General features: G+C 54.7%; 19 protein-coding genes. 6 read left to right on the top strand and 13 right to left on the bottom strand.

The window, feature by feature from the left end; all coding sequences use genetic code 11:
• Nucleotides 1-160 precede the first annotated feature (160 nt).
• The 4 genes from HBA55_RS04740 to HBA55_RS04725 all read left to right on the top strand — a co-directional run bounded on the left by HBA55_RS04740 (nucleotide 161) and on the right by HBA55_RS04725 (nucleotide 3999).
• A complete protein-coding gene (locus HBA55_RS04740) occupies nucleotides 161-1531 on the top strand; it encodes a Fic family protein (RefSeq protein ID WP_206019514.1) in 1371 nt (456 codons plus the stop codon).
• A gap of 178 nt (nucleotides 1532-1709) precedes the next feature.
• On the top strand, nucleotides 1710-2441 hold the full coding sequence (locus tag HBA55_RS04735) for a hypothetical protein (protein WP_166987772.1): 732 nt from the start codon (nucleotides 1710-1712) through the stop codon (nucleotides 2439-2441).
• Nucleotides 2442-2477: 36 nt separating this feature from the next.
• Complete coding sequence (locus HBA55_RS04730) at nucleotides 2478-3230, top strand: hypothetical protein (RefSeq protein WP_166987769.1); 753 nt, start codon at nucleotides 2478-2480, stop codon at nucleotides 3228-3230.
• Nucleotides 3231-3315: 85 nt separating this feature from the next.
• Entirely contained in the window at nucleotides 3316-3999 is a 684-nt protein-coding gene (locus HBA55_RS04725) for a TetR/AcrR family transcriptional regulator (RefSeq protein WP_166987766.1), read from the top strand.
• Between the two features lie 239 nt (nucleotides 4000-4238).
• Here HBA55_RS04725 and HBA55_RS04720 read toward each other — a convergent pair whose 3' ends face one another.
• The 12 genes from HBA55_RS04720 to HBA55_RS04665 form a co-directional block, all read right to left on the bottom strand.
• Nucleotides 4239-6479, bottom strand: coding sequence for a TonB-dependent receptor (locus HBA55_RS04720; protein ID WP_166987763.1), 2241 nt, complete (start codon nucleotides 6477-6479; stop codon nucleotides 4239-4241).
• Between the two features lie 457 nt (nucleotides 6480-6936).
• Nucleotides 6937-7683 (bottom strand): 2-oxo acid dehydrogenase subunit E2, encoded by a 747-nt coding sequence (locus HBA55_RS04715; protein ID WP_166987760.1) that lies wholly within the window; start codon nucleotides 7681-7683, stop codon nucleotides 6937-6939.
• Entirely contained in the window at nucleotides 7680-7910 is a 231-nt protein-coding gene (locus tag HBA55_RS04710; protein WP_166987758.1) for a biotin/lipoyl-containing protein, read from the bottom strand. Before HBA55_RS04710 ends, HBA55_RS04715 begins: the two co-directional genes overlap by 4 nt.
• A 34-nt stretch (nucleotides 7911-7944) precedes the next feature.
• Entirely contained in the window at nucleotides 7945-8925 is a 981-nt protein-coding gene (locus HBA55_RS04705; RefSeq protein WP_166987755.1) for an alpha-ketoacid dehydrogenase subunit beta, read from the bottom strand.
• 12 nt (nucleotides 8926-8937) lie between these two features.
• Nucleotides 8938-9915, bottom strand: a complete 978-nt coding sequence (locus HBA55_RS04700; protein WP_166987752.1) for a thiamine pyrophosphate-dependent dehydrogenase E1 component subunit alpha — start codon at nucleotides 9913-9915, stop codon at nucleotides 8938-8940.
• Between the two features lie 2 nt (nucleotides 9916-9917).
• Nucleotides 9918-11462 (bottom strand): long-chain-fatty-acid--CoA ligase, encoded by a 1545-nt coding sequence (locus HBA55_RS04695; protein ID WP_166987749.1) that lies wholly within the window; start codon nucleotides 11460-11462, stop codon nucleotides 9918-9920.
• 21 nt (nucleotides 11463-11483) lie between these two features.
• The gene (locus HBA55_RS04690; protein ID WP_206019513.1) at nucleotides 11484-12677 is read right to left on the bottom strand and encodes an acyl-CoA dehydrogenase family protein; all 1194 of its coding nucleotides are present in this window, start codon (nucleotides 12675-12677) and stop codon (nucleotides 11484-11486) included.
• A gap of 12 nt (nucleotides 12678-12689) precedes the next feature.
• On the bottom strand, nucleotides 12690-13802 hold the full coding sequence (locus HBA55_RS04685) for an acyl-CoA dehydrogenase family protein (protein ID WP_166987746.1): 1113 nt from the start codon (nucleotides 13800-13802) through the stop codon (nucleotides 12690-12692).
• A 6-nt stretch (nucleotides 13803-13808) separates the two neighbouring features.
• Nucleotides 13809-14702 (bottom strand): HpcH/HpaI aldolase/citrate lyase family protein, encoded by an 894-nt coding sequence (locus tag HBA55_RS04680; protein WP_166987743.1) that lies wholly within the window; start codon nucleotides 14700-14702, stop codon nucleotides 13809-13811.
• Nucleotides 14703-14714: 12 nt separating this feature from the next.
• The gene (locus HBA55_RS04675; RefSeq protein WP_166987741.1) at nucleotides 14715-15182 is read right to left on the bottom strand and encodes a MaoC family dehydratase; all 468 of its coding nucleotides are present in this window, start codon (nucleotides 15180-15182) and stop codon (nucleotides 14715-14717) included.
• Nucleotides 15183-15203: 21 nt separating this feature from the next.
• Nucleotides 15204-15974, bottom strand: a complete 771-nt coding sequence (locus HBA55_RS04670) for an enoyl-CoA hydratase/isomerase family protein (RefSeq protein WP_166987738.1) — start codon at nucleotides 15972-15974, stop codon at nucleotides 15204-15206.
• A gap of 21 nt (nucleotides 15975-15995) precedes the next feature.
• Nucleotides 15996-17165: an acyl-CoA dehydrogenase family protein gene (locus HBA55_RS04665; protein ID WP_166987735.1), complete on the bottom strand. Its 1170-nt coding sequence runs from the start codon at nucleotides 17163-17165 to the stop codon at nucleotides 15996-15998.
• Between the two features lie 358 nt (nucleotides 17166-17523).
• On the opposite strand from HBA55_RS04665, the gene HBA55_RS04660 reads away from it, so the two are divergent.
• Together HBA55_RS04660 and HBA55_RS04655 are read left to right on the top strand one after the other, a co-directional pair.
• Nucleotides 17524-19845, top strand: coding sequence for a TonB-dependent receptor (locus tag HBA55_RS04660; protein WP_166987732.1), 2322 nt, complete (start codon nucleotides 17524-17526; stop codon nucleotides 19843-19845).
• 155 nt (nucleotides 19846-20000) lie between these two features.
• On the top strand, nucleotides 20001-20744 hold the full coding sequence (locus tag HBA55_RS04655) for a hypothetical protein (RefSeq protein WP_206019512.1): 744 nt from the start codon (nucleotides 20001-20003) through the stop codon (nucleotides 20742-20744).
• 390 nt (nucleotides 20745-21134) lie between these two features.
• Here HBA55_RS04655 and HBA55_RS04650 read toward each other — a convergent pair whose 3' ends face one another.
• Nucleotides 21135-21902: a hypothetical protein gene (locus HBA55_RS04650; protein WP_166987729.1), complete on the bottom strand. Its 768-nt coding sequence runs from the start codon at nucleotides 21900-21902 to the stop codon at nucleotides 21135-21137.
• Nucleotides 21903-21924 lie beyond the last annotated feature (22 nt).

The raw sequence follows: 21924 nt of genomic DNA, 5'->3' as shown, positions 1-21924 counted from the left end.
GAATAACCAATTACAACTGTCTGAATTTTTCAGCGGACCTGCTAGGATCACAACCTTTTGGGACACAAAAAAGTCCCATAAACACCAAAATGCCCCATAAAAATGTTGAAGCTGTCCCAAAAAAGGAATATGGTTCTTTCTGAGGCATCGGAGGCGCAAAATGATCAAGGGCAACCAGCATCAGATCGAACAGATTCTATCCATTCTGGAAAACCATCCAGAGGGAATGTCCCGTGGAGAAGTCCACGAACTGCTTGATTTCCCTATAAATATCAAAACGTTACAACGTCGGCTTGCAAAGCTTGTGGAGGAAAATGAGATCATACGGGTAGGTGAGCGCAAGGCCTCCAAATACTATCCTAAACCGGGTGTGAAGGAGCCGTCCCCTGCCCATTTAAAGGACAAAAAGCGGCCTATTTTTAGTCCCAACAACCAGAAAGTTCTCAAATTCTTGGATACTCCGGTATATTCCCGAAAAAACGTGTCCTATAAACAGGAATTTCTGGAAAACTATATCCCCAATAAGACATTTTATGTCCCAAAGGATAGGCGAAATATCCTACACCAGGAGGGCAAACGCTATGACCGGCAGTTGGCAGCGGGCACCTACGCCAAGCACATTTGCCAACGACTGCTAATTGACCTTTCCTATAATTCCAGCCGCTTGGAAGGAAATACCTATTCCCGACTCGATACTCAAAAGTTGGTCGAAAAAGGGATATCCGCCGTTGGCAAGATTCACGAAGAGTCGGTGATGATCATGAATCACAAGGAAGCGATTTTGTTCCTGATCGAAAATGCTCAGGACATTGAGCCAAACAGCTGGGTCATCCGCAACCTTCATCATCTGCTCGCCCAGGATCTGCTGGCCAACCCCCAGTCTTGCGGTAACATTCGAACCATTTCAGTGCGTATTGGAGAATCCGCATACCTTCCACTGGATAACCCGCATTTGCTCCGCGAACTGTTCGAGCTGATTTTGCGTAAAGCCCGAAAAATCGAAGATCCGTTCGAGCAGAGCTTCTTTCTGCTCGTTCAGCTGTCTTACTTGCAGGCCTTTGAAGATGTGAATAAGAGAACCTCTCGTTTGAGCTGCAACATCCCCTTCATAAAACACAATCTGTGCCCCTTGAGCTTTACCGATGTATCGCAAGAGGACTACACGGCAGCAACATTGTCCGTTTACGAGATGAATGACATTGGTCCAATGCTCGATCTATTTTGTTGGGCCTATTCACGGTCGTGCCAACAATACACGGTGGTAAAGCGTTCGCTGGGTGAAATCGACGCGTTCCGGATCCAGTACCGACAACAGAGAAAGAGCGCCATGGGCCTGGTGGTAAGAAAAAACCTGCATGGCAAACAGGCGGAGTCAGCAATTGAAGCATTTTGCCAGGCAAACCAGATAGACAATGTTGATAAGTTTACCGCAATGACGATGGCGGACTTGGAAACCCTGCATTCAGGCGCCATTGTGGGCTTGGGGATTACAGAAGCCCAGCTGGATGAATGGCTGGTAGCCAAGCACTGAATATGACACTCCGTGCATTGATCTGATATTCGATCAGACACTGGGCAGAACCGCCAAAGGCTTTCAATTTGGAACGTCGTCGCTCATAAAGTGTAACACGGTACAACTTCTTGAACACTAAAACCATTTAGCATATAGTAATCATGGTAACCAATTCAGCCTTATGACAGGTGACACCATGTACGAACCCCTAGCCGCCCTGGCGGCCATTGACACCAACACCACGCCCATTTTTATCGCATTGCTGATCGTAGTCATTGCGGTATTTATTTATTGGATTGCCGCCTGGCGCGTGGCCCAACGAGATCAGGTCTATGTGGTACCGTTTATCGGTATCGCCGTGTTTTTCTGGCACGATCTCTCGTTCGTTCTGGAATACGACAAATGGTTTAATGTTTATGATCACTGGTGGGTCAAGATGTGGTGGTACGCCCTGGCCGCTTCGGTGGTGTTTGAGGCGCTCTACATCTATCACGTCATCAAATGGGGCCGCAAGGACTTCTTTCACGCCTTCAGCCAAACGCGCTTTACCGCACTGGTATTACTGGCCACGGCCGGCATAGGTGCCATCTGGTTTTTATTCAAGACAGTCATGCAAGATGAACTGTTCTTTATTACTTTCGCGATCACCGCCGTCTGGTCAGTACCCCTTCACACCGGATTGATGGCAAGACGGCAGTCCCGCAAAGGGCAATCGGCCGTTATGGAGTTATCGACCATTCCGATGATCCTGGCGCTCTCCTATGCGTTTTCCCACGTTTCAGACTTCTTCAGCTCGACCGTTTATCTGACCTTTGTGGCCGTTACCGTTGCCTGGGCACTGATGAATGTGTGGCTGATGTATCAGCTTCCGGCCGAGCGAACACAGGATGAGCCGCAGCTCGGCAATTCCGTTGGGCAGATTGCGTAACCAGTATTTGTCCAGAAACAAGGAAAAGGAATCAACATGATAATGAAAACAAAAGACGGTGGTAACACTCCGCAAATGGCGGCGTTGCTTTCTGCACCCGTTCTTATGGGGTTATTTGTTATCGGCTACATTGTTTTGGCCGGGTTTCTGCCACCACCAGCGCCCAGCCTGACAGCCGAACAGATTGCCGAACTCTACCGGGGTCGTTCCCTGCAGATAAACGTCGGCATGTTCTTCCTGATGACCAGTATGTCTATGGTCGCATTGTGGGGAGCGGTAATCGCCGCACGCCTTAGAGTGGTTGAACAAGGTGTGCCGATACTGACCTACGCGCAGCTGATCAACTGTGCCGTGGCCACCGTGGTGATTGCAGTCTGTGGCCTCTTCTGGGCGGCTGCGGCGTTCCGGGCACACGATCTGGACCCGGAAATTTTGCGTATGCTCAATGATCTGGGCTGGTTCTTCTTCCTGGCGCCCTGGCCTCCGTTTACCTTTTGGCTTGGCGCCATGGCCTGGGCCATTTTGAAGGATCGTCGCCCCACGCCCGATTTTCCCCGCTGGACCGCCTTTCTTTGCCTGTGGGCCGCGGTATTGTTTATTCCCGCTGGATTTATCCTGATATTCAAGACCGGCCCCTTCGCCTGGAATGGCCTGCTGGCGTTTTATATCCCCGTCGGTATCTTTTTTCTCTGGATTTCGGTCATGACCTACTACGGTGTTATTGCCATAAAACGAGAATCGCAAAGTGCTGAAGACGGCACACCGGGAGTGGAGCCTTCTCCGGCGTAGCGTACCGATTGCCAGTGGCATCGACTGGTAAATGCCACTGGCAATCGTATAAACTGTAGTCTTTCGCAGTCACAGTGTTCCACCTATGAGTATCGCCCCTTCTCGCTACCTTTCTGACAAGCAGCTCGATCGTCTGTCACGGATTTTGGATATCACCAAGCAGATGCTGCAAGAGGTCGGCGCGGAAAAACTGACCATGCGCAAGGTTGCCGCCGCCAGCGGCGTCTCTCCCACCACCCTGTATAATCGCTTTGGAACCAAGGACAGTCTGATCTCAGTGGCGTTGGTGGAGCATTTTGACAGCCGCATCGCTTCCCATTTTGAACAACGCCAGTATCGATCGGCCGCCCCCCTCAAACAGCTGCAAGCCATGTTGACGTTGATGGCGGAAAATACCATTGAACATCCCAGTTTTACGGAAACCCTGACCAGCCTGCACTACAAGTCCGACAACGAATCGACAATGACCCACGCGCTGTTTTCGCGGATCAGTCAGGAGTTACAGATCATTGTTGAGCAGTTGCAGGAGGATGGCGAGCTTGTGAGTTGGGCGTCACCGCAGCTGATCGCCACAGAGCTGGCTGACAAGCTCTTCAGTGTTCATGCCAAGTACAGTCAGGGGCAGTTTTCTGATGAACTGTTGATTGAGCATTCCTGTTTTTCGTGTTTTCTTGTGATCAGGGGTGTCGCTGTAGAGTCCCTGCACAAGAAGGTTGATCCGATGCTGAAAAAGAGCTCACGAAAAATTCTTTCCTTCGATTCCGCTTAGTGGTCACAGCAAAAATTCGCCGCGCGGAATCGCGTTGTGGCGTAGGGTGGAGTTTTGTAGGGTGGATTAGCGTAGCCGTCGCCTAGCCAACAGTAGGCGCTTAAGGCGAGCGCCTACTTTTGGAATCCACCATGAACGTAGCACTTACCAGGAATATTGGTGGATTACGCTACGCTAATCCACCCTACGCCAGATATCATCTTTGGATGATCGCCTGGAGCTATTTCCTGGAGTCGGTATTAAAAACTGTACTCCATCTTGGCTCCATAAGTTCTCGGCTCCGACCAGGTACCTGAGGCCCAGCCCTGGCTGCCGCCCACCACATTGCCATTGATCAGGCCATACAGGACTGCCTCGTCGGTGAGATTTTTGGCCCATATTACCACCCGCCAGACCTCGTTGGCCGATGTAAAGCTGGCGGAAGCGTTAATCAATGTGTAGCTGTCTTGTTGGTCCAATTCGTGATCGAACTCTCGCAGTTGATAGTCGCCACTCAGGCTGGCGTCGGCACGCAGTACAATGACGCCCCCCGAGGTCAGATCAAGCGTGTACTGAGTTCCCAGGGTGGCACTCCACTCAGGCGAACGCAACAGCGGATTGCCCTCAAGATTTTGCTCCGAGAATGTCGGATCATTGATGGTGTCCACATTGCGGAATCGGCGGTACTCGGTATCCAGTAGTGTCAGGCCACCGTTAACTTCCCAGGCTTCTGAAAAAGCGACCTGAAAATCCATCTCCGCCCCTAGGATACGAGCGTCCGCATTATTGACCTGTGCGCCATTGCCGATCACTTCCTCAACCTGGAAGTTGGTGTAATCGTAGGCGAATATCGCTGCGTTTAATTGCGCACGCCCTTCCCAAAGAGTGGATTTTAGTCCCACTTCGAGCGCATCGAGATTTTCAGGTTCGAAGTCGTCGTTACAGACCGAGGTGCTGTGGCCACCACTTTTGAAACCATTGGAAAGCTGTGCGTAGGTCATGGTGTCTGCACTGACGTCCCACTGTACACCCAATCGACCCGTTACTTCTGTCACCTCCTGTTGCGCCTGTAAGTTATCACAGGCAGTGATGGTCACACTCTGCCCGGTATTGACAAAAGGCGCCTCTGCGCCAAACCATAGATGGCTGGTATAGGTGTCTGTAAACCTCAGTTGTCGCTCTTCCTGCATCCAGCGTAGCCCACCGAAGACCCTCAATGTGTCATTAACTTCTTTCGTCACATCAGTAAACACAGCCAGGCTTTCGATTTCCTCGTTAAAATCGAGATGAAAATTGTTCAGAACCGCATAGGTATTTTCCGCCACCGGCACACCCACCAGATTCGCCTGAAAGCTACCGCTGGCGGAGAGAAAGGGAACGGCCGCCGACTGTTCGACGTTGATATCCTGGCGCAGCATATACGCACCGATCAACCAGTCCCAGCTATCCATCTTGCCCGCCAGATTAAATTCCTGAGACAGCGTTTTATCGCTGGAGGGACGATCCACCCAGACCCAGTCCACACGGGTACCGTCGGTATCGTTAGCCAGTTGATCACGTTCGAAATTGACATAGCCGGTGATGGATGCCAGAGTCATGGAATCGTTGATCTCATAGTCAAAACGAACTGATCCACCTGATAGTGTGTCTTCCTGCTCCGACTCTTCCGTAATTAACGTCTTCCAGGGATCCGTGGCATAGGAACCGGTAAAAAGCGCTGCATTGCGGGGGTCATCCAGCATACGATCGTCAATGGGATCGAAGAACGGGCCGTCCAGATCCTGTTTGGCGTTAAACAAACGCCACTGGCTTGTCAAAGTGTCACTGAGATCCCAGTCCACCGACAGGCGGGCGCTGACTTTGTCGTAACCCAATAGATCGTCGTCCAAATTGGGCGCATCAACGAAACCGTCGCGCTGAGTGGTTCTGACCATAAGCCGTGTTCTTACTGTATCACTGACGGGAACACTGAGGTCCAGTGTCAGCTCGGATTGGTTGTAACGCCCGTATCCGGCAGTGACGGAACCGCTGACTTCCTCAGCAGGGCCGGCGGTAATAAAGTTAATAACGCCGGCCGTGGCATTGCGACCCCAGAGCGTTCCCTGGGGGCCTTTGAGTACCTCGACCGCTGCAAAATCGCTGTGCAGCAAGCCGATGGCACCGGGGTTGGCAATGTAGAGACCATCGGTATGTACGGCCACGGAATTTTCACCGGCGCCGGTAAACAGCCCGAAGCCCACACCTCGAATACTCAGTTGCGTGGCGCCAGCGGATTCGCCATATTGCAGACTTGGCGTCTGGGCAGCGAGATCCGCCGTGTCTATTATGCCTCGCTCTTTCAGCGTATCTTCGGAAAAAGCGTTAATCGCAATCGGCACGTCCTGAACGCTTTGAGCACGCTTTTGTGCAGTCACGATAATTTCCTCGATTGCGAAGCCGTCGGCTTGTACCGCGGAGCTGGCGATTGCCGCTGCCAGTCCGGTCATAATATGTCTTTTCATCTTTTCTCTCCTGATTATTGTGTGTGGCCGGCTTTCAGTTTAGCAACCCTGCAAACCACATTAGTAATCTAGCAAACAATACTCATAGATTCAATATTTTGTACCATGGTACACTTTTGAACAAGGTCTTGATGGCAAAAATAGGGACGGAGTCTGTTCAGAGGTTGGAGTGGTAACAATTTGAAAATCTTAGCCCTTGTAGCAGCGGGCTCCGACCGCGACTTGGTTCGCACCGAATCACAAATAACCTCGATTGAAGTGACTCACGCCCCAATGGGCCTTAACTCTGAGTACTTAATTTTGTACGGAGAAATCCAGTCGCGGTCGGAGCCCGTTGCTACAGGTGAATAGCTTTGGAGAGGGGGGTTTTGAGGGATTACAACTTTTTGGTAGGAGAAAAAGACTGGTCACAATGAAAGTGACCAGCCTGAAAAGACACCAGGTCTTGCGATTTGCTTCAGTCGAGCAACAACTGCGGCTGAGCCAATACTTCCGCGACTTTTACGCAGAACTTAGCCGCATCCACACCATTAATGACCCGATGATCATAACTCAACGATAGCGGCACCCGATATTCCGTCACCACCTCGCCGTCTCTGACGACGGGTTTCCATTCGGCCTTGGTGATGCCCAGAATCGCTACCTGAGGCGCATTGATAATCGGCGTAAAACCGGTACCGCCAATATGCCCCAGTGAACTGATGGTCATGCAACCACCGGCCATCTCCGCCGTGCTCAGGCCCTTAGTACGGGCTTTTTCAGAAATCGCCGCCACTTCTGCGGCAATTTCGTGGATCGATTTTTTGTCACAGTCGCGAATCACCGGCACCAGCAAACCGCCCGGTGTATCCACGGCAACACCCACATGAAAGTACTTCTTGTAGACGATATTGCCGTCACCGTCGAGAGAGGCATTAAACTGCGGATAGGCTTTCAGGGTCTCCACCATTGCCTTGATAAAGAACGGCAGTGGTGTCAGTTTGGTTTCCGGATTGTCGCGATTGACTGTCTTGCGCAATTCATCCAGCCCGGTAATGTCGGCATCGTCCTGATGAAACACGTGGGGAATACGCACCCAATTGCGGCCCAGAAAGCTGCCCACCAGTTGTTGAATTCGCGGGATGGGCTGGACATCGACTTCGCCGTAGGCAGCGAAGTCGTCCTTGGGCCAGGGCGCCAGATTCAAGTCGTTGGGATCGCTCATTCGATGGTACCCAGAACCGCGCCCACGTCGTACTCTTCGTCCGGTACCGCCACGTGCTTGACCACGCCGGAAGTGGCCGCCGGCACTTCTTCAACCGCCTTTTCACTCTCAATGGCAAACAGAGGCTCACCTTCTTTAACCTCGGATCCGTTATCAACCAGCCATTCAACAAACTTGGCGCGATCCATGGAGAAACCGATTTTTGGCAACAGAATTTCTTGACTCATGCTTGATACCTTTTTGTAAGTTGGAATTCGATACTCAGTCGAGGGTCGCCTTGATGGCGTGCTCGATCTCAGCCTGGCTGTAAAGGAACGCATCCTCCAGCGGCTTGCAGAACGGCGTCGGGCAATCGGAAGAGGCGACACGCTGCACCGGCGCCTTCAGATCGGAGAACAGCTGCTCGTGAATACGGGAAGAGATTTCCGCACCCACACCAAAACTGCGCACGGCTTCGTGCACCACAACCGCGCGGCGGGTTTTGGCCACCGAATTGAGAATGGTGTCGTTATCCAGCGGGGATATGGTGCGCAGGTCGATAACCTCAGCATTCACCCCATCAGCCGCCATTTTTTGTGCAACGGCCATAGAGTCCGCTACACCGCGACCGTAGGTAATCAGAGTCACGTCGGTACCCTCTTTTACTATGTTGGCCTCGCCCAGACGAATCACATTGCCTTGAACCGGCGCTTCGCCGGGCACCCAGTAGAGGGGCATGGATTCCTGGAACAGGCAAGGATCATCGTCTTCGATACAGCCGCGAATCAATCCATAGGCATCGGCGGGATTGGAAGGCATGACCACCTTCATACCCGGTGTGTGCGCGAACCAGGCTTCGGTCCAGTCTGTGTGCTGGCCGCCGGTCTGGAAACCGGCGCCACTCATGGTGCGAATGGTCATGGGCACAGCGGTCTGGCCACCGGACATAAAACGAATCTTGGCGGCATGGTTTACGATCTGGTCCATACACACGGCCAGGAAGTTGGCCATCATCACTTCCACCACCGGGCGCATGCCGCCAATGGCGGCACCGACGCCGGCACCCACAAACCCTTGCTCAGAAATCGGAGTGGAACGCACGCGCTCACCGAATGCAGTGGACAGGCCGGCGGTGGCCTTAACCACGCCACCGCCCTGCTCGTCAGCAACGTCTTCACCGAACAGAATTACACTCTCGTCGGCTGCCATGGCATCTTTAATGCCCAGATTAATGGCTTCAAGCATGGTCATCTTTGCAGTCATCGTCTTTGCTCCTTAAGCCAGGTCGTAGGCGTATACATCGCGCTTGAGTTCTTCTACGCCGGGGAAATCACAGCTGTAGGCGTATTCTTTGGCCGCTTTGATTTCTTCGGCAATATTGGCTTCCATCGCAGTCAGTTCTTCGTCCGTGGCAAAGCCCTGGTTCTGCAGCCACTGGCGGTAACGGGGCAGAGGGTCGGCCTCTTTGGCCGCCGCCATTTCCTCGGCGGGAATATAGTGACTATCATCACCGATGTTGTGACCGCAGAAACGGAAGGTCATGGCCTCGATCAGCGTCGGGCCGCCACCGTTGCGGGCTCGGTCAATGGCTTCTTTGGCCACGGCGTGCATCGCCTCGGGGTCGTTACCGTCCACGCGCACACCGGGCATATTGTAGCTGGCGGCACGCTCGGCAATGGTGTCGCAGGCCGTACCCATCTCGTAGGCGGTGTGTTCTGCGTAACGGTTATTAGCGCAGATAAATACCACCGGCAGTTTCCAGACAGATGCCAGGTTCAAGCCCTCATGGAAGGCGCCAATATTGGATGCGCCGTCGCCAAAATTGGTCACCGTTACCTTGCCGTCTTTTTTATAGAAAGAAGACAACGCCAGACCGGTGGCAATGGGAATACCGGAGCCAACAATACCCGTGGTGACCATCACGCCGGTCTCCGGGTGGGTAATGTGCATGGGGCCACCTTTGCCTTTGCAGGTACCAGTGTCGCGACCCGCGAGCTCAGCCCACAGATCCTTGAGCGGCAGACCCTTGGCCACGGAATCGTGAATGCCGCGATAGATGGTCACCAGGTAATCGTCGGGGTTGAGGTTGACGGACACCGCTGACGGAATCACCTCCTGCCCGCGGGCGGAGTAGTACGGCATCATCAGCTTTCCGGTTTTCATTTCAAACTGGATCTGATCGTCGTTTTGTTTGATCAGCGACATTTTCTGGTACATCGCCAAGTGCGTTTCTTTGGATAGCGCTTTAGCCATACCTATTTACTCCTGAGTTCGAATTTTTTGACTTTGCCCGATGGTGTGCGAGGCAGGGCCTCGACAAACTGGTACTGCCTGGGAATCTTGTAGCCGGCCAGACGTTCGCGCAGAAATTCGATCAGCGCCTCAGCCGTCACCTCAGCGTTTTCCGCCTGAACGATAACGGCCTTGACCGTTTCGCCCCACTTCTCATCAGGTACACCGACGACCGCCACTTCGGCCACCGCCTCGTGTTCATCGAGTGCGTTTTCCACTTCAGAGGGATAAACGTTTTCGCCACCACTGACGATCATGTCCTTGATGCGGTCGGCCATAAACAGATAACCATCGGCATCCATGCGACCGCCATCACCGGAGCGATACCAGCCATCCGTCAGTACCTCTGCCGTGGCTTCCGGCAGGTTCCAGTAGCCACTCATGATGGCCGGAGCCTTAACCCAGATTTCTCCCGCTTCACCGGCAGGCAGTGACTTGCCCTCGCCATCGCAGATCTTGATCTCGACGCCGTCAATGGCGCGCCCACAGGATTTTAGTCGCTGCGGATTGTCGAGCTGATGGTCACTGGGTTTGAGCACAGTCACCGTGCCATTGGTTTCGGTCATGCCGTAATACTGGGTAAAACCGCAACCCATCACCTCCAGGGCTTCCTTCAACATGCTGGGCGCAATAGGCGAGGCGCCGTAGTGGAAGACCTTGAGGCTGCTGATATCACGGGGTTTCTGTTTTTGCGAGGCCAGCATCATGCCCAGCACCACCGGCACCGCAAACAGGTGGGTGACCTGCTGTGCTTCGACCAGATCCAGGAATGCGTCGGGGTCCGGCGCCGCCATCAGGATCACCTTGGCGCCGCGAAACAGTCCGATCAGCAACCAGCCGAGTCCACCCACGTGAAAATTGGGCATGGCATTGATGATCACTTCCTGTTTGCCCGCGTCTAGGCCACGGGTGTTGAGATACCAGTCGCCCCACTGATCTTCGCTGCGGCGATGTTCACCCATGCTGAAGTTGGTCAGGGTCACGCCTTTGGGCTTGCCCGTGGTTCCACTGGTGTAAAACTGCAACACCAGATCCTGCGGATCGTGAGACCGCATCGGATCAACCCTGGATTGGGTATCGCGCCAGTCACCGTAGCTGCCATCGTCAACGGCAATCACCTGCTTTAAACTGGGCAGCGAGGGTTTCAGTTTATCCAGCATCTGCTTGAACTGCGCATCGCAAAAAATGGCACTGATGGCAGAGTCATTAATAATGAACTCCAGCTCCCGAGCGGTCAGTCGCCAGTTCAAACCGACATAAACCGTCTTGGCTTTACAGGAACCGAAAAACACTTCCACATAGGGCCCGGAGTTCACCCCCAGAAAGCCAACGCGGTCACCGCTCTGCAACCCCATGGCGCTGAGCCCATTGGCGACCTGGCTGGCGCGCTGGTCCAGTGCCCCGTAGGTGCAGCTGTGATCGCCATCCACGTAGGCTATGTGCTCCGGTGTTTTGTCACCGAAGTAGCGTACGTAGTCGGCCAGTGGCTGGTCGTATTGCGGATGCATCGCGCTCTCTCCTCTGCGTGCTTAGCCCAAAACCATTTTTGCGATAATGTTGCGCTGTACCTGATTGCTGCCGCCGTAGATACTGGCGCAACGACCGTAGAGATACAGGTAGCCTCCGCCGGAGGCGAGCTGGGAAGGGGTCGGGTCGTCCACCACCTTACCCTGGTCCACATAATCCACTTCGTAGGCGGCCTTGTAGGGGCCATTCAGATCGGCAATCAGCACCGACAGGCTTTGTTGCAGTTCCGTCGCCCGCACCTTCAGGGCCGAGGCGCCATAACCCACCGGCTTGCCCGCTTGCCAGTCGGCAATCAGGCGCTGCTCCAGGGCGATCACTGCTGTCAGCTCCGATTCAATTTCCGCCAGACGCATCTTGAAGAGCAGATTCTGTGGTTGTCCGGGACGCTCCTGTTCCATTACCTGCAATCGCTGTTTGATGGCTGCCACACCACGGCTCTTGGCCCCGGTGTCGGCAATGGCAGTGCGCTCGTGTTCCAGCAGAAAGCGGGCAATCTTCCAGCCGTCGCCTTCGTCGCCCACCCGATTGGCAACGGGCACGCGTACCTCATCAAAGAAGGTCTGGTTGGTGTGGTAAACGCCGTCGATGGTGATAATGGGCGAGATGGTGATACCCGGTGTATTCATGTCCAGCACCAGGAAGGTAATGCCCTCCTGCTTTTTGCCGCCGTCGTCGGTGCGCACCAGTATGTGCATCATGTCGGCGTATTGGGCCTGGGTGGTCCACATCTTGGTGCCGTTGATCACATACTCGTCACCCTCGCGACGGGCGCTGCACTTGAGCGACGCCAGATCGGAGCCGGCATTGGGCTCTGAATAACCCTGAGTCCACCAGGTGTCGTTGCTGAGAATGCCGGGAAGGTATTTCTCTTTTTGCTCTTCGGTGCCGAAGTTGTAGAGCACCGGGCCGACCATATTAACGCCGTAAGGAATAATAAAGGGGGCGCCCGCCAGGGCATTTTCCTGGTCGAAGATATACTGCTGGGTTTCGCTCCAACCGGCGCCACCATACTGCTCGGGCCAACCGCCGGCGAACCAGCCTTTGTCGCCCAGTATTTTTTGCCAGCGAACGTGGTCGTCTTTCTTCAGCAACAGGTTGTTATCGACCTTGTATTTGATATCCGCCGGCAAGTTGTCACGGATAAATGCCCTGACTTGCTTCTGAAAGGCTTGTTCTTCTGCGCTTAATCTCATCATTATCTGTACCCCTCAGACCTGTTGCGCCAACCACAGCAACTGCTGCTGGGAATCGCCATAGAGCGCGTCGATGGCCACCATTCGACGCAGGTAGTGGCTGACGATCAGCTCGTCGGTGACACCAACGCCACCGTGCAACTGCACAGCGATCTCGGCCAACTGGCGCCCGGCCACACACATGCGGGCCTTGGTCGAACGGATCAGTCGCTCGCGCTCGGTGCTGTCTTCCATCTCCCAGACGTTGCTCATCAGCCACGCCAGTGAGGCAATTTCCTCCTCGGCGATAACCATGTCGGCGAGCAGGTGCTGCAGCGCCTGGAAATTGGCGATTTTGGTACCGAACTGTTCGCGGGTATTGAGATACTCCGCGGTCATCAGACGCAGATTTTTGGCAATGCCGTGCACCTCTGCGGCGAGCCCGGCAAAAGTGTAGAGCAATGCATCGCGCACGCCTTCGGCGACAACCTCGCCAGTGGCAACCAGCGCTGCGGCCGGCACAGTCACCCCGTCGAGTTGGAGATCCGATGCATAGCGGGTATCAATGGTTAAGTATTCGTACCGCTCCAGGTTGTCGCTGCCGGCGTCCACCAGGAACAGCGCAGGTTCGTTGTTCAACTTGGCGGTAACGAGATAGCGATCGGCCGAACCGGCCTGACAGACAACGCGCTTGCTGCCTGTCAGCCGGTAACCTTCTGCGCAGGTTTCGGCGATACAAGTCACCGCAGAGAAATCGGCATCGGCACTGACTTCACCGTGGGCCAGTACCACTCGTTGTTCACCGCTCATCAGTGGCAGCAGCAGTTGTTCCCGACTGGATTCGGGTGCGCAGAATTCCAGCGCCTTGCCCGCCTGCAGCACCACTTCACTGAAAGGCTCGGCAATCAATCCGCGTCCAAACGCCTGCAGCAACACTTGCACGTCGGCAATGCCGCCGCCCAAACCGCCCGCCTCTTCGGCAAACGGCAGCATCAACCAGCCCAGCTCGGCAAAGGTGCCCCAGTGGCCGCCATACTGACCCAGTTCGGCCAGGCGTTTTTCCTTTTCCTCGAAGGGGTAGTTATCGAGGATAAATTTATCGACCGCTTCCTGTATCAGCAGCCGATCCTCTTCTTGTAAATGACTCATTAACTCTTACCTGTATTGTGCCGCCTGTTGCAGTACCTGATGCGCCTGTTTCAGGTGTGGGATATCCAGCATCTTTCCGTCCAGTTGCACCACGCCGGCACCGGGGTTGGCCTCGAAGGTGGCCACCACCTGCTGCGCGAACTCAACCTCTTCGGCGCTTGGCGTAAAGGCGGTATTGATGGCCTCCACCTGATTGGGGTGAATGGCGATCTTGCCCGTAAAACCGTCGCGACGGGCCTCAGTGCAGGCCTCGACCAGTCCCGCTTCGCTACGGAAATCCGCATAGAGGGTGTCGATGGCCTGCACGCCGCAGGCTTTGGCTGCCATCAGGCACTGGGAGCGGGCCATCTGATAGGTAAAGCCCCAGTTGCCATCTGTGCCTTTATTGGTACTCGCTCCCAGGGCGGTGCTCAGATCTTCCGCGCCCCAGGTCATGGCAACCAGGCGTTCACCGGCCTGTTGCAGTCCGCCATGGGCAAACATAATTTGTGGCGTCTCTGTCACCACGGCAAGGATTTTGATGTTCCCTGCCGCCAAGTCTTCGCGCACTTCCAGCACATCAAGATAGGTACTGAGGCGGACGATGTCATTCACTGATCGTACCTTGGGCAGCATGATCAGGTCCGGCGCGGCACGCACCACGGCGGCAAGATCCTGCAGCGCATCGCCCGTGGACAGCTCGGTGGTGTCCAGTGCATTGATGCGCACGGCACGAACCCGTGCCTCACCTCTGGTAGCCGTTAACTCGGCGGTTACCAGCTCGCGAGCCAGGGGTCGGCGATCGGGCAACACGGAGTCCTCCAGGTCGTAGATCATCACGTCTGCAGGAATCTGGCGGGCCTTGGCAAGTTTTTTGTCACTGTCACCAGGGACGAAAAAGACGGAGCGAAAGTGATTCATCATCAATCTCCGTCAGGCCGCTTCGGTGGCAGCCACGCGGCGTTTCAGCAGCGCAATGCGGATAATGGAACACACTAGCTCGTCGCGCTGATTGTAGACTTTGTGTTCAAAGGTGACGATGCCGGCATCGGGGCGGGACTTGCTTTCACGCTTGTCCTTGATTTCACTAACCACCCGCAGGGTGTCATTGATAAACACCGGCTTGGGGAATTTCATCTCGCCAAATCCCAGGTTTACCACTAGGGTACCCATGGTGGTGTCTTCAATAGAGACGCCGCAGGCAAAAGACACCGTGTACATGCTGTTGAACACCCGCTGGCCGAACTCGGTCTGCTTGGCGTACTCCTCGTCCAGATGCAGCGGCTGCGGGTTGTGGGTAATGGCGCAGAACAAAACGTTGTCCGCTTCCGTTACCGTGCGGGTCAGTTGATGGGGAATCACCGAGCCGATTTCGGCTTCGTCAAAATAAATTCCTGGCATAGTGTTTCTATCTCTCTAATTTCAGCCTTTAACGAAGGCGGCAACGCGATTCTTGAATTCGTCGGTAGCGGCACACTCACCCACCATCCTGGCTTCCAGGCCGAGCTGAGTGTTAAGGTTGTTACGCGAGGAGGCATTGATCTCCGCCTTGATGGCCGCCATGGCCGGCACCGACATCTTGCCGATTTGCGCCAGCAGTTTTTCCAGTGCCGCCTCGGTGTCTTCCACCAGGCTGGTAATCAACCCCAGAGCTTTGGCCTCTTCGGCCTTTATCTGCGCGCCCAACATGGTCAGCCGTTTCGCCTCCAGTGTGCCGACAATGCGCGGCAGGAAATAACTGAGCCCAAGGTCCAGCGCCAATCCCACGTGCGCATGGGCAAAAGTAAAGCGGGCGTTTTCGCCGGCAACCACAAAGTCCGATGCCAGTGCGATGCTGATACCGGCACCGGCCACATCCCCGTCAATCACCGAAATCACAGGCTTGGAAAAGTTCGCCAGCGTGGTGATAAAGGTAGTGGCTTCATTCACCCGGGTAACAAAATTACCCTGCCGCTCGGCGGACTCAAGATGCAATGTTTCAGCAAAACCCTTGAGGTCACCACCGGCGACAAAATTGCCGCCCGCGCCCTTAAATACCAGTGCGCGCACACTGTCGTCCTGGTCCAGCACCAGAATCTGGTCGCACAGCGCCTTGCGAATCGCACCGGTCATGGCGTTGCGGGCTTCGGGGCGGTTAAAGGTGATGGTGACGATACCGTCACGGGTTTCGGTCAGCAGCCAATCCTTTTCCATATCCGTTTCGCTCCCGACCGATTAATAGGACTGGGGCAAGCCCAGCACCTTATTGCTGATAAAATTGAGAATCATGTTCTCTGTGATGGGCGCGATACGGCCCAACACACTTTCGCGATAGAAACGTTCAACATGATATTCCTTCGCGAATCCCATACCCCCATGGGTCATCACTGCACGGGTAGCCGCGTTCTGGCTGGCGCGGCCGGCCATAAACTTGGCGGCATTGGCGTAGGGGGCGCAGGACTGTTTGGCGTCGTAAAGGCGCCCGGCCTTAAGGGCCATCAACCAGGCCGCTTCTAGCTCGATCCAGCTTTCCGCCAGCGGGTGCTGCACACTTTGGTTTTTGCCGATGGGACGGCCAAAAACTTCACGCTCATTGGCGTAGTCGGTGGCGCGACGCAGCGCGTCCATGCCCATACCGATAAATTCACTGGCCACCAGTACCCGCTCCGGGTTGAGGCTGTCGAGAATGTAATAGAAACCCTTGCCCTCTTCACCGATGCGGTCCTCTTCGGGAATAAACAGGTCATCGATAAACACGGCATTGGAGTCCACGGCGGAACGGCCACACTTGGGAATCGCCTGCACCTCGACTTTGGAGCGATCCAGGTCGGTATAGAAGATGGTCATGCCATCGGTGGGCTTGGCACAGTCCTCTTTGGGTGTGGTGCGCGTCAGCAGCAGGATCTTATCGGCCACCTGGCCCGAGGAAGTCCACATTTTGCGGCCATTGACCCGGTAGCCACCTTCAACCTTTTTGGCGAATGTGCTGATGCTGGTGGTATCCAGGCCCGCATCGGGCTCCGTCACACCAAAGCAGGCCTTTTGCTGACCGGCGATCAGCGGCGTCAGGAAGCGGTCTTTCTGTTCCGGAGTGCCGTGCACCACAATCGCGTGCGGGCCAAACATATTCAGGTGAATTGTCGAGGCTGAGGTATAGCCGCCACCGGAGCAGCGGGTCACGGTATTCATCATAATGGCCGCTTCGGTCACCCCAAGGCCGGCGCCACCATACTCCTCCGGCATGGCGATACCCAGCCAGCCGCCTTCGGCCATGGCCTGGTAGAACTCGTGGGGAAACTGAGCCTTGGTATCCAGCTCCAGCCAGTAGTCATCGGTAAAGCCCTCACAGATCTTCTCAACGGCGTCCACAATGGCTTGCTGGCTCTCGGTATACTCAAAACTCATATTCGCTACCTTTATCTGGGTGTGGGGAACTAATAATCTTGCTTACTATAATAAATCCCGAAATTACTATTCGCAAGCTTTTAGTAACTGTGCTTACTATATTCATGTAAAGGTGGTACCAGTAGACTCCCGGCAGCAAGGCCAGTCTTATTTCATTCCGATATCAGTAGAGTCACGCTCATTATATTTTGGGTCATAAATGGCCATATGGCGTCTTATAACCTCCATTACTCAGTGGATATCATTCGAGTTGGCCAGATTAGTAGACACTGAGGCCACATTTATCCCTCCTCATCGGGTCGAATCAGCGTAGACTAAATTAGTACGCATCATAACTATATCCAAAGGAGAGATTGACATGAGATGCCTCAAAAGCAATACCCTCACCGCCTGCATTGCCTCGGTAATCGCCTCCGGCTTCGGCTCGGTGGCCAGCGCCCTTGATTTCAGCGACAGTTTCGCCATCGAGGAGGTGGTGGTGACCGCCCAGAAGCGCGCCCAGTCAGTTCAGGACGTTCCCATTGCCATCGATGCGTTTTCCGAAAATATGGTAAAAGAGCGGGGTATCAATAATGCCTCTGATCTGGCCATACAGACACCGAGCCTGCAGTATGGTGAGGCCGTGGGTGCTGCCCAACTCAGTATCCGGGGCGTCGGCTTCGGACTGTTGACGGGGGCAGGCGAAAACTCGGTGGCCGTCCATCGCGATGGGCTCTATATCGCCAATCCCGGCGCAGTCGCCATCCTCACCAGCGGTGCCTCCAGTATTGAGGTATTGAAGGGGCCCCAGGGAACCCTGTGGGGTCGCAATGCCACGGCCGGCGTGGTCAACTTTATCAGCGCCGCACCTGAAGAAGAAATCAGTGGCAGTCTGGAAGCCGGCATCGGCAACTATGGCGCCAAAGAGATCAAGGCCTACGTCAATCTGCCCATGGGTGAGAAAGTGCTCACTCGCTTCGATCTGGAAAGCAGCGAGCGCGACGGCTACGTGGACAACACCACCCTCGACAAAGAAATGCTGGGCCACGAGCGCACTACCCTGCGCGCCACCATTGATGTGGACGCCACCGACAACCTCAGTGCCAGGATCCGGCTGTTTCACGGTGACGTGGACATCGACGGGCCACTCTATGACCCTATCGACAGCCCGGCGCTGGCTCTGCTCAATAGCCCCACCCAACTGGTGCGCCCCGGTAATTACGATACCGGTCCCTACAAGACCGCCACCAATACTGACACCCAACAGGAAGATAAACTGACCGGTGGTTCCATTCGCCTGGACTACGACATCAACGACAGCATCAGCCTTGCCTCCATTACCGGCTACGTGGATTTCGAGCGCACGGTGGATGACCTGGGCCACGATGGCTCCGACATTACCATGTTTACCTTGCAGCGCCAGGTCAGCGACGAAACTGTCTCACAGGAATTCAACCTCTCCGGCGAACACAACGGCCTCAACTGGCTGCTGGGCAGCTTTTTTATGAAGCAGGACATTATGGTCAATAGCGCGCCGGTGGAGATGGACGGCACCGCGCAGATTGCCCAGGTGGCTGCCAACCTGATCGGGCCGGAAGTGGCTCCGGGCAGCAATACCTATTTTGTTCTGAACGATCTGTCACTGTTCTCCGATGAAGAGGTGGAAAGCCTGGCACTGTTCGCTGACGCTACTTACGAGATCAACGACAGCTGGCGCGTCTTCGGTGGCATTCGCTGGATGCAGGAAGAACGCAACCACACCTTTACCGATCTCTACAGCGGCACCCTGTGGGTACCGAGCGGCGCTGTACCGCCGGCAGCTCCTCCATACTTTGTGGATACCGGCATCCCCGTGCTCGATAACCCCGGCCTTTGCAACAACCAGAAGAGTCAGCAGGAGGTGACGGAAACCACCGGTCGACTGGGGCTGCAGTGGGACGCCACGGAAGACACCATGCTCTACACCCAGATCTCCAACGGCTTCAAGAGCGGCGGTCACAGTACCTCCGCCTGTAACGATGACTTTGAACCGGAAACCCTGCAAGCGTTTGAAGTTGGCGTCAAAGCCAATCTGTGGGATGGCAAAGCGCGGGTAAATGCGGCGATCTTTGCCTATGACTACAGCGATCTGCAGGTAGAGGAAGTGGTCGGTGCCGCCGCCGTGGTGAACAACGCCGATGCGGAAATCCTGGGCGCTGAAATGGACGCGCTGATTTATCTCAGCGAAACCTTTGAAGTCAACTTTGGCTTGACCCTGCTCGACACCGAATACACCGAGTTCAAGAACGTCGATCTGATCAACGACCCGACCTATACCGAACAGGACCTCAGCGGCAATCCATTGTTGCGCTCACCGGAATGGGCCGCCACCGCCGGCGCCCAGTACACTCTGGACCTGGACAATGGTGGTTCCATCACCTTCCGTGCAGACCTGTCCCTCAGCGACAGCTACCAGCTGCGGGAATTTGACCACGCCTACGACGAGCAGGACAGCTACACCCTGGTCAATGCATTTGTGACCTACCGCAGTCCCAACGAAGACTGGACGATTACCGCCTGGGGCAAAAACCTCACCGATGAAGAAATCATGTTGAGCCTGCTGAACGGCAACAGCTTGTCCTCGCCCGGCATTCAGGGTTGGGCCAATGCGGTGTGGGCGGAGCCGACCACCTATGGTGCCAAAGTGGAGTACCGTTTCTAAGCTCCTTGCACCAGCTGCGTAGGGTGGATTAGCGTTAGCGTAATCCACCATGAATGTAGCACATACCTGGATCAATGGTGGATTACGCCGCTTCGCGACTATTCCACCCTACGCGCGAACAGGCATCTAGCCAAAACCGAAACAGGAGTAACACAATGAGCGTGATGGAAGCCCGCGTACAACGCGTACTGGTCTGGGGCGGGCCCGGCATGTTACTGGTATGGCTCGGTGCATTTCTTTGGATCGCAGGGTTTATTCCCCCCTCCGCGCCTCTGGCCAGCCCCGAACAGATTGTCCAGTTTTATGGCGAAAACACTTTTGGCATTCGCATCGGTCTGGTCATCTCCATGTTTGGCTGCGCCTTGATGGTGCCTTATGCCGTCGCGGTGTCCGGCCAACTCAAACGCATCGACGGCGCCAAGGCCCTGGCCGATACACAGATGGTCTCCTGCGCCCTGCTGTCCCTCGAATTTATCACGCCCATTGGTATCTGGATGGCCGTGTCCTATAACTTCGATAACCGCGCCGCCGAGCTCACCTTTGCCATCCATGAGATGGGATGGATTCTGTTTATGACGGTGATCTGGTCTTTGTTTATTCAACTGATTGCGATTGGTATGGCCATTCTTATCGATCGTGGTGAAACCAAAATCTTTCCGCGATGGGTTGGTTTTATCAATCTTTGGACGGCAGTCCTGATTATACCGGCGGGAACCGTGTTGTTTTTCAAAGACGGGCCTTTTGCCTGGAACGGGTTGTTTGGCTTGTATGTGCCTGTTTTTGCCTTTGCCGTTTGGTTTGGGAGTATGGCTTGGTGTGTGCATCGGAATCTGACGCAGCATATCAAGGAGGAGTCTGGTACGGCTCCGTTGGCGTCGCTGGCGGCTGAGGGCGCTTGAGGGACCTTACCGGTTTTCAGATCATCTCAATTGATCACGAATAGCGCGGGATCGAAACTTGATACAATAGTAGCAACTACGTCATTTATTTTGGTTTTTTTGCTACTATGATATCAATTTACAGCCCCATCAAAATTCAGAAATTTCTGGGTGTAGCTTAGGTGCCAAGGCCAGAAGTAGCGCACCGGTTCTGACCATTGAGTTTTAAATTCAGTATGGAGAAAACCCATCGCACTACCCGATAAAGCGGGGCACGCTGTCAGCGCGCGCTCCTACAGGTGATTGGAGAATCTTGTAGGAGCCCGTTCCGAGGGCGATTGCGCTCGAAGAGCGCATTTATCAAGTTCCGGTCATAGCACTTTGCCGCAATGGTTATAACCAAACCAGCAATCAAACCCGCACATCAGCTGCATTCACCGACGAACCTTGCAATATTCGCTTTTCTAGAGACTGCCGCCCCAACGCCCGCAACATCACCAGCGACGTAACCGTCACCCAGCTGCCAAACACCACCAGCGGCATCCAGAACACCAATACACCATTCCAGGAAAACGGGCCGTCCTTAAACATAAACGCCAAAGCGCCCACTTCAAATGCCAGCGCCGCCCACAGGGTGAAATACCCCAGCCAGCGGGGAAACGCCGAAAACTCATCGTGCTTGCGGGTTAAACTCACAATTGCAATGGGAATCATCTGGAAGATGTAAAACTGATCCGTCGTCGTTAACGTCAGCATTCCCAACTCATGCAGGATGGTCGTCAAGCCCGGGGATCGCTCGGCGGTAAAAGCGGCCACGCCCCAGACGATTGGAGGGAACACCAAAAACATGGACATCAAAATACCGCCGGCAAACGCCAGTATTGACCAGGCAGGTACTCCCGTTGGGTTGTCCTGCTTTTCCAGCCGCGCCAACTGAATCGCGGCAACCACACTAAAGGGCACCATAAAAGCACTGACCCAGGACGACACCATCGCACCCAGTTTGATATCAAAGGCGTGAGTCAAATAAAAGGCGCCCACCTCGGCCTCCGTCAACATCGCCGTGGGTGGGGGCATCATGTGCAGGAGCCAATAGAGGGTAAAGCCAAAGATATACATAAACGCCAGGCCCCACCAGACGGTGATCGACTGTGCACGTTCAGAAAGATTGGGGGACATAATAAATTCTCCGATTAACGAC

The sequence above is a fragment of the Pseudomaricurvus alkylphenolicus genome, assembly GCF_011683955.1.
GTDB lineage: Bacteria > Pseudomonadota > Gammaproteobacteria > Pseudomonadales > Cellvibrionaceae > Pseudomaricurvus > Pseudomaricurvus alkylphenolicus.
Note: the sequence above shows the minus strand (reverse complement) of the source record. Positions and strands in the feature narration are given on the sequence as shown.

Coding starts and splice junctions, on each gene's coding strand:
- HBA55_RS04690 (WP_206019513.1), bottom strand. CDS start 12,677: ATGATGAGATTAAGCGCAGAAGAACAAGCCTTTCAGAAGCAAGTCAGG.
- HBA55_RS04735 (WP_166987772.1), top strand. CDS start 1,710: ATGTACGAACCCCTAGCCGCCCTGGCGGCCATTGACACCAACACCACG.
- HBA55_RS04705 (WP_166987755.1), bottom strand. CDS start 8,925: ATGACTGCAAAGATGACCATGCTTGAAGCCATTAATCTGGGCATTAAA.
- HBA55_RS04670 (WP_166987738.1), bottom strand. CDS start 15,974: ATGGAAAAGGATTGGCTGCTGACCGAAACCCGTGACGGTATCGTCACC.
- HBA55_RS04655 (WP_206019512.1), top strand. CDS start 20,001: ATGAGCGTGATGGAAGCCCGCGTACAACGCGTACTGGTCTGGGGCGGG.
- HBA55_RS04695 (WP_166987749.1), bottom strand. CDS start 11,462: ATGCATCCGCAATACGACCAGCCACTGGCCGACTACGTACGCTACTTC.
- HBA55_RS04660 (WP_166987732.1), top strand. CDS start 17,524: ATGAGATGCCTCAAAAGCAATACCCTCACCGCCTGCATTGCCTCGGTA.
- HBA55_RS04710 (WP_166987758.1), bottom strand. CDS start 7,910: ATGAGTCAAGAAATTCTGTTGCCAAAAATCGGTTTCTCCATGGATCGC.
- HBA55_RS04740 (WP_206019514.1), top strand. CDS start 161: ATGATCAAGGGCAACCAGCATCAGATCGAACAGATTCTATCCATTCTG.
- HBA55_RS04650 (WP_166987729.1), bottom strand. CDS start 21,902: ATGTCCCCCAATCTTTCTGAACGTGCACAGTCGATCACCGTCTGGTGG.
- HBA55_RS04730 (WP_166987769.1), top strand. CDS start 2,478: ATGATAATGAAAACAAAAGACGGTGGTAACACTCCGCAAATGGCGGCG.
- HBA55_RS04685 (WP_166987746.1), bottom strand. CDS start 13,802: ATGAGTCATTTACAAGAAGAGGATCGGCTGCTGATACAGGAAGCGGTC.
- HBA55_RS04700 (WP_166987752.1), bottom strand. CDS start 9,915: ATGGCTAAAGCGCTATCCAAAGAAACGCACTTGGCGATGTACCAGAAA.
- HBA55_RS04675 (WP_166987741.1), bottom strand. CDS start 15,182: ATGCCAGGAATTTATTTTGACGAAGCCGAAATCGGCTCGGTGATTCCC.
- HBA55_RS04725 (WP_166987766.1), top strand. CDS start 3,316: ATGAGTATCGCCCCTTCTCGCTACCTTTCTGACAAGCAGCTCGATCGT.
- HBA55_RS04680 (WP_166987743.1), bottom strand. CDS start 14,702: ATGAATCACTTTCGCTCCGTCTTTTTCGTCCCTGGTGACAGTGACAAA.
- HBA55_RS04665 (WP_166987735.1), bottom strand. CDS start 17,165: ATGAGTTTTGAGTATACCGAGAGCCAGCAAGCCATTGTGGACGCCGTT.
- HBA55_RS04720 (WP_166987763.1), bottom strand. CDS start 6,479: ATGAAAAGACATATTATGACCGGACTGGCAGCGGCAATCGCCAGCTCC.
- HBA55_RS04715 (WP_166987760.1), bottom strand. CDS start 7,683: ATGAGCGATCCCAACGACTTGAATCTGGCGCCCTGGCCCAAGGACGAC.